7 protein-coding genes are annotated in these 6,997 nt (G+C 62.1%); all 7 read left to right on the forward strand.

From position 1 onward, the window contains the following. A partial coding sequence (locus tag RMO25_RS10355; RefSeq protein WP_309662524.1) for a helix-turn-helix domain-containing protein occupies positions 1–257 on the forward strand: 257 nt, incomplete at its 5' end. Between the two features lie 115 nt (positions 258–372). After that, positions 373–1,419 carry a substrate-binding domain-containing protein gene (locus tag RMO25_RS10360; protein WP_309662525.1) on the forward strand — a complete coding sequence of 349 codons (1,047 nt, stop codon included), beginning with the start codon at positions 373–375 and terminating at the stop codon, positions 1,417–1,419. A 93-nt stretch (positions 1,420–1,512) separates the two neighbouring features. Continuing rightward, positions 1,513–2,787: a porin gene (locus tag RMO25_RS10365; protein ID WP_309662526.1), complete on the forward strand. Its 1,275-nt coding sequence runs from the start codon at positions 1,513–1,515 to the stop codon at positions 2,785–2,787. A 128-nt stretch (positions 2,788–2,915) separates the two neighbouring features. Then, entirely contained in the window at positions 2,916–3,911 is a 996-nt protein-coding gene (locus tag RMO25_RS10370; protein WP_309662527.1) for an ATP-binding protein, read from the forward strand. Between the two features lie 100 nt (positions 3,912–4,011). After that, a complete protein-coding gene (locus tag RMO25_RS10375; RefSeq protein ID WP_309662528.1) occupies positions 4,012–5,049 on the forward strand; it encodes a substrate-binding domain-containing protein in 1,038 nt (345 codons plus the stop codon). 18 nt (positions 5,050–5,067) lie between these two features. Further along, positions 5,068–6,447: a phosphate ABC transporter permease subunit PstC gene (gene pstC / locus RMO25_RS10380; protein WP_309662529.1), complete on the forward strand. Its 1,380-nt coding sequence runs from the start codon at positions 5,068–5,070 to the stop codon at positions 6,445–6,447. After that, the coding region (locus RMO25_RS10385; protein ID WP_309662530.1) for a DUF3333 domain-containing protein at positions 6,440–6,997 on the forward strand (558 nt) is incomplete at its 3' end. The genes pstC and RMO25_RS10385, both read left to right, overlap by 8 nt.

Consider the following 6,997-nt stretch of genomic DNA (forward strand, 5'->3'; position numbering starts at 1 on the left):
CCACCGCGCGGGTCGCGCATTTGCTGTGCGAGACCGCGACGCGGAGCGGGATCGAGGGCGAAAATGGCCGACTGTCCAACCCGTTCACCCAGCAGCAGATCGCCGACATCACCGGCCAGACCTCGGTCAACGTCAACCGCGTCTTCGCCGACCTCGAGCGCCAGGGGCTGATCGAGCGCAAGGGGCGCGAAATCCGGTTCCGCGACTGGGCGGAAATGCGCCGCATCGCGAGCTTTCAGCCCAATTATCTGGGGTGACAGCCGGTCGTATCGCGGCCGATTATGCTGTCATTTATGTGTCACGGCGCCGTCATTCGCGCGTAGCTTTTGGCTCCTAATTGGCAATCCATCGGACGGCGTTGGCCCGCCCGACATGGGGAGCCTGATGGACCACAAATTCACTTACGTTGCGGCACTGCTGGCAGCGGTGTCACTGCCGACCGCAGCCGAGGCCCGCACCCAAATGCGCGCGGTCGGATCGTCGACCGTATATCCGTTCGCCAAGGCCGTCGCCGAACGCGTCGCCCGCGCCAATCCGCGGCTGGGTACGCCGATCATCGAATCAACCGGCACCGGCGGAGGTTTCAAGCTGTTTTGCCAGGGTGTCGGCGAACGCTTTCCCGACGTGTCCGACGCATCGCGCCGGATGAAGGCGTCTGAAGCCAAGCAGTGCGCAAGCACCGGCGTTACCAAGGTCACCGAGATCCAGGTGGGCATCGACGGTATTGCTTTCGCAACCGCTCGAAATACACCGATGTCCGGCCTGACGACCCGCGAAATCTACATGGCCTTGGCGAAGACGCCGTTCGGGAAGCCGAATCGGGCCAAGACGTGGAAAGATATCAACGCCAAATATCCAGCCATTCCTATCCGCGTATACGGTCCGCCACCGACCAGCGGTACGCGCGACGCGCTGGGCGAGTTGATCATGACTGTCGGTTGCGAAAGCAATCCGAGCATGGTGGCACTCAAGAAAAGCGACGAAAACAAATTCAAGGCTATTTGCTCGGCCATGCGCGAGGATGGGGGCTTCATCGAGGCCGGCGAGAACGACAATCTGATTGTCCAAAAGCTCGAGGCCAACGCCGGCACCTTTGGGATTTTCGGCTATTCCTATCTCGAGGAAAATGTCGGCCGCCTGAAGGGACTGCAGATCAACGGCGTCAATCCCACGTATGAGACTATCAGTTCTTTCCGATATCCAGGCGCGCGTCCGCTCTACATCTATCTGAAAAATGCCCACGCCGGAGCAATTCCGGCAGTTCGCGCTTTCGCAGCAGAATTCACCAAGGAGAGCGCTTTTGGGCCCCGCGGATATCTGGTTAAATCGGGCCTGATCGCTTCGCCGGCAAATGTCCGTGCGCGCAGTCAGCAACTCGCCCGCACGCTTCAGCCGCTGAACTTCTCGATCCTGAAGTAGCGCCAATCAACAATCAAGTTTGACAAAGCGCCCGCCCATTCCAGAGCGGGCGTCACGGGCCTCAAAGATGAGGCGGGGGAAAAGGAATAGATAATGAAACTGAAAGTCGCCGCGGCGCTCCTCGCTGGTAGCGCTATATCCTTCAGTATACCTGCATTCGCGCAGGCTCCGGCTACGGATACTTCACCCGACCCGAGCGAGCCCGATCCGTCGGACGCTGCCGCGGACGCGACCATCGCCAATGCTCAGGCGGTGGACGAGGCCCAGGCGAAGATCGAACTCATGCAGCAGCAGATCGAGGCCCTTCAGGAATCCATCAATCAGATAAAGAACGCGAGCGTTCAGCAGACGCCGGCATGGAAGAGCCTGGAATGGGCGACCAAGACCAAGATCAGCGGCAAGGCCTTCCTCAACGTCAGCAACATCAATCAGAAATCGGATGGCGCGGACTCTTCGCAGAATGGGTCACAAGCCGAGCTGAAACGATTTTACATCGGCGTTGACCACAAATTCAACGACATGTTTTCGGCGAACATCACGACCGATTTCCGCTACAATTCGAACGGCACCAGCAAGGACGTTCTCGTCTACGTCAAGAAGGCATACCTCCAGGCAAAATTCGCGCCAGAGTTCATCTTGCGCGTTGGCGCGGCGGACTTGCCCTGGGTCCCGTTCGTCGAAGGTCTGTATGGCTATCGGTTCATCGAGAACACGCTCATTGATCGCACCAAATTTGGCACGTCAGCGGATTGGGGCGTCCATCTCGGCGGAGCCTTCGGTGACAATCTCGTCAGCTACGCTTTCTCGGCGGTCAACGGGGCCGGTTACAAAACGCTCGCGCGCAATTCGAACACTATCGACCTCGAGGGCCGTGTCAGCGTCAATCCGATCAAGCCGATTACCCTTGGCATTGGCGGCTACACCGGCAAGCTTGGCAAGAGCGCGGACAATCTACCCAACACGCCGCATCGGGCCACTCGTTTGACCGCGGTCGCGGCTTATACAGCCGGTCCCGTCCGCGCCGGAGTCGAGTATTTTTGGGCAAAAAACTGGAACAATGTGACTACGGTCGCCAGCGACAAGTCGAACGGCTGGTCAATGTTCGGCTCTTATGCCTTCACGCCGAAGTTCGCATTGTTCGGCCGGTACGACTGGGTGAAGCCGAGCACGGAACTCAATCCGGATCTGAAGGATCATTATTTCAACATCGGCGTCAATTATAAGCCGATCAAGGACATCGATGTCGCGCTCGTCTACAAACGCGACCGCGCCAAAAACGGAACTATTTCGACATCGAATGGAACGATCGGCGGGGTTGATCACGGGACTTACGATGAAATCGGCATCTTCTCACAGCTCGCGTTCTAGGCCTGCCTAAGCTAGCCATTCGGTCGCACTCCCCTCCAGATAGGCTCCCCCTCGTCCCGCCGGGCGAGGGGGTTTTTCCTGCGTCAATTGGATGGCCCTCATTGCCCGATACGCTACAGACTGAAACCATGGCTTCCGCCGGCATCCGATCCTTCCTCGACGCGCTCGACGAACCGGCGATGGTCATCGATCGCGGTATCGTGCGGCAGGCCAACGCGACAGCGCGGGCGCTGTTCGGGGAGGCGATCGAGGGCAAGGACGTTCGTCTCGCCATTCGCCATCCCCAGGCGCTGGAACATATCCTGCCAGCCGCGGCCGGGGATGTGGAAATCACCGGGATCGGGCAATTCGGGCGCCCATGGACGCTGTCGATCCGCGAAATCGACGATCGCATGCTGCTCGTCCGCCTGATCGACCGTTCGGCAACCATTGCGGCCGAGCGGATGCGGGTCGATTTCGTCGCCAACGCCAGCCACGAGCTGCGCACGCCTTTGTCGACCATCCTGGGATATTCGGAAACGCTCGCCGACGACGCCGAGGTTGATCGCGAGCACCGAGCGAAATTCGGCTCTGTCATCCGCGGCGAAGCCAAGCGCATGCTGCGCATCATCGAGGATCTGATGAGCCTGTCGCGGATCGAAGCGGTCCGGTTCGTCACCCCCGCCGACCAGGTATCGATTGCCCAGGTAACGGCCAGCGCGGTCGAGAATGCTCGGGAGAGCAAGCCGCAATGCAGCATCCGGCTCGACGTCGAGCCGGACGTTCCGGCCATCCTCGGCGACCGCGCGCAACTCATCCAATTGCTCGACAATCTGCTCAGCAATGCGATTCGCTACGGCTGTGAGGACGGCGACTGCGCGATCGGCGTTGCCGCAGTGGTCGAGGGCAATTGGATCCGCTTGACCGTCACCGACAATGGGCCAGGAATTCCGCGCGAACACCTGCTCCGGGTGACCGAGCGCTTTTACCGCATTGACGCTGCCCGAAGCCGCGAATCGGGCGGCACCGGGCTCGGCCTGGCGATCGTCAAGCACATCGTCGAGCGCCACCGGGGTACCCTCGACATCAAGAGCAAAGTCGGCGAGGGAACCGAGGTCGTGGTTCGCCTGCCAATCATGTCCTAAGCGTTCGCCGTTGTCACAAAACTGTAACGCCACTGTCATGTTCGCGTCAGATGCCCCGGCTAAGGCCGGCGGCATGGCTTCCCTTCGACGAGGAATTGCAATGACCAAGCTTGTACCCCTGATCGCCATCACCGGATTACTCGCCGCATGCGGCAGCAGCGGATCCCAAAGCGGCTCCGGCCAGCAGATCAAGATCGTCGGATCGTCGACTGTCTACCCGTTTACCAAGGCCGTCGCGGAGGGATTCCAGCGCGCCACGGCCGGTACCAGCGTCATCGTCGAATCAACCGGCACCGGCGCCGGCATGAAGCTGTTCTGTGGCGGGGTCGGCGGCGATTTCCCGGACATCGAAGATGCCTCGCGGGCAATCAAGAAGAGCGAATTTGACGATTGCCAGAAAAATGGCGTCAAGTCCGTCATCGAAATCCCGATCGGCATTGACGGGCTGACGCTGATCGCGGCCAAAGGCCAGCCGACCATGAACCTCACCCAGGCTGATATCTACAAGGCCCTGGCCGCCAATCCGTTCGGCAAGGGTCCCAACACCGCACAGACCTGGCATGATGTTAATCCAGCGTTGCCGGCAACCAAGATCCGAGTCCTCGGCCCGCCGCCGACGTCGGGCACCCGCGACAGTCTCGCCGACCTCTACCTGGAGAAGGGCTGCGATACCGATCCGGCGATGAAGGACCTCAAGAAGTCCGACGAGGCCAAACACAAGGACGTGTGCACCAAGATCCGTGAAGACGGCGCTTATGTCGAAGCCGGCGAGAACGACAATTTGCTGGTCCAGAAGGTCGCCGCCGATCCTGGCACGCTTGGCGTGCTCGGCTTCTCCTATCTCGAGGAGAATGCGGACAAGGTCAGCCCGGTCCAGATCGCCGGCGTCGCGCCGACCGAGGCGACCATCAGCGACCTCTCCTACCCCGGCGCGCGCAAGCTCTACATCTACATCAAGGGCGAGCATCTGGCCGCCAAGCCGAGAATCAAGGATTTTGTCGCCGCCTACGCCAAGGCGTGGAGCAAGGGCGGAGCGCTCGAGCGCATCGGCCTGGTGCCGTTCGGCGGGGCCGATGCAAGCGCCGCGGCGGCGCAAGCGGCCGCGCTCACCCCGCTCGACCCGTCGACCTTGAAATAGCGAACGGCGGCGAGCGTAATGAGCTTGACCATTGCGCTTGCCGCGGTGCTGGCCATTGCCGCCGTTGCAGGATGGCTCGGATTCTCCCGGGCCAGCCGCTTGAGGGGCACGACTCGGCTCCATTCGCTCCCGGTTTACCACGCCGCTTATGCTGCAATGTGGGCCGCCCTGCCCGCCTTGCTGTTCCTCGCGACATGGTCGCCAGTGCAGTCGCGGTTTGTCGACCAGGCGGTGCTGGCCAGTCCCGAAGGGCGCGCACTGCCGGCGTTCGACATGCAGCGCGAATCAATCCTGTCCGAAGCAAAGGGCATGGCGAGCGGCGACATCGAGGTCGGATTCAATCCCGAATCCTCGACGCTGGTGCCGCGTTTCGCCGAAGCCGAGAACCGTTTCGCGACGATTGGCGGCGGCATCGCGATCCTGCTTGCGCTGGCCTCAGCCGCCTTTGCCCTGCGCCGCACCTCGCCCCAGTTTCGCGCTCGTACGGGGGTCGAGCGATGGCTGATGGTGGTGCTGGTTGCGGCCTCGCTGATCGCCGTCCTGACGACGCTCGGTATTCTCCTGTCGCTGATGTTCGAGAGCTTGCGCTTCTTCAAGCTGGTGCCGGTCGGCGAGTTCCTGTTCGGCACCCAGTGGAGCCCACAGATGGCGTTGCGCGCCGACCAGGCGGGGTCGTCGGGTGCGTTTGGATCGATTCCGCTGTTCTGGGGCACGGTGTTCATCGGCGCGATCATTGCCATGATCGTCGCTATTCCCTTGGGCCTGATGAGCGCGATCTACCTCACCCAATACGCCCACCCCCGGGTGCGGTCGTGGATGAAGCCGATGCTCGAGATTCTCGCTGGCGTGCCGACCGTGGTTTATGGCTATTTCGCAGCACTGACCGTCGCCCCTCATGTGCGCGACTTCGGACTCGCCATCGGCATCACCTCGGCCAGCAGCGAGAGCGCGCTCGCCGCCGGCCTCGTGATGGGCATCATGATCATCCCCTTCATCAGCTCGATGGCCGACGATTCGATCGCCGCGGTACCGCAGGCGATGCGCGACGGATCGCTGGCGATGGGCGCGACCAAGTCGGAGACCATCCGCAGGGTCGTGCTTCCAGCGGCGCTGCCAGGCGTGGTTGGTGGCGTTTTGCTAGCCGTCAGCCGGGCGATCGGCGAGACCATGATCGTGGTCATGGCCGCCGGCCTCGCCGCCAACATGACCGCCAACCCGTTCGCCAGCGTAACCACGGTCACTACCCAGATTGTGCAACTGCTCACCGGCGACCAGGAATTCGACAGCGCCAAGACGCTCGCCGCATTCGCGCTCGGATTGGCCTTGTTCCTGATTACCCTGGTCCTAAACCTGATCGCGTTGACCGTCGTGCGGCGGTACCGGGAAGCGTATGAGTAGCGCGGCCCCCACCCGGCGAGCCAGCCCGTCGAAAAAAAATGCGCGCCTCCGCAAGCGCTACGCGGCCGAGCGGCGGTTCCGCCTCGCCGGCCTGTTCGCGGTCGGCTTGTCGGCGTTCTTCCTGGCATTCCTGCTGTTCGACATGTCGTGGAAGGGCCTCGGGGGCTTCACACAGTACCAAGCCGCGATTACGATCGATTTCCCCCGCTCCGACCTGATGCTCGACCCGGCGGCAATCAAGGGACCCGATGCCAAGGAAGTGGTCGCCGGCGCCGACATCGAAGGCGCCTTGGCCAAGGCCGCGAGCGCGATTTACGGTCCGGCAGCCGAGAACATGTTCGGCGCGGCGGCGGTCCGGTCGGTTGGCCGCCAGCTGGTTCGCGATCCTGGACTGCTCAAGCGAAGCGCAACCTTGTGGCTGCCGGTCGGGAGCAAGGTCGACGTCGCGGCCAAGCAGGACGGTGACGCGGCCAGCGAGGGACTGGTCGAACAACTCAAGGCGAAAACTGCGCTCCGCCGCACGATCAACCGCGACTTCCTCACCGAATCC

This window comes from Sphingomonas sp. (assembly GCF_031361285.1).
GTDB lineage: Bacteria > Pseudomonadota > Alphaproteobacteria > Sphingomonadales > Sphingomonadaceae > Sphingomicrobium.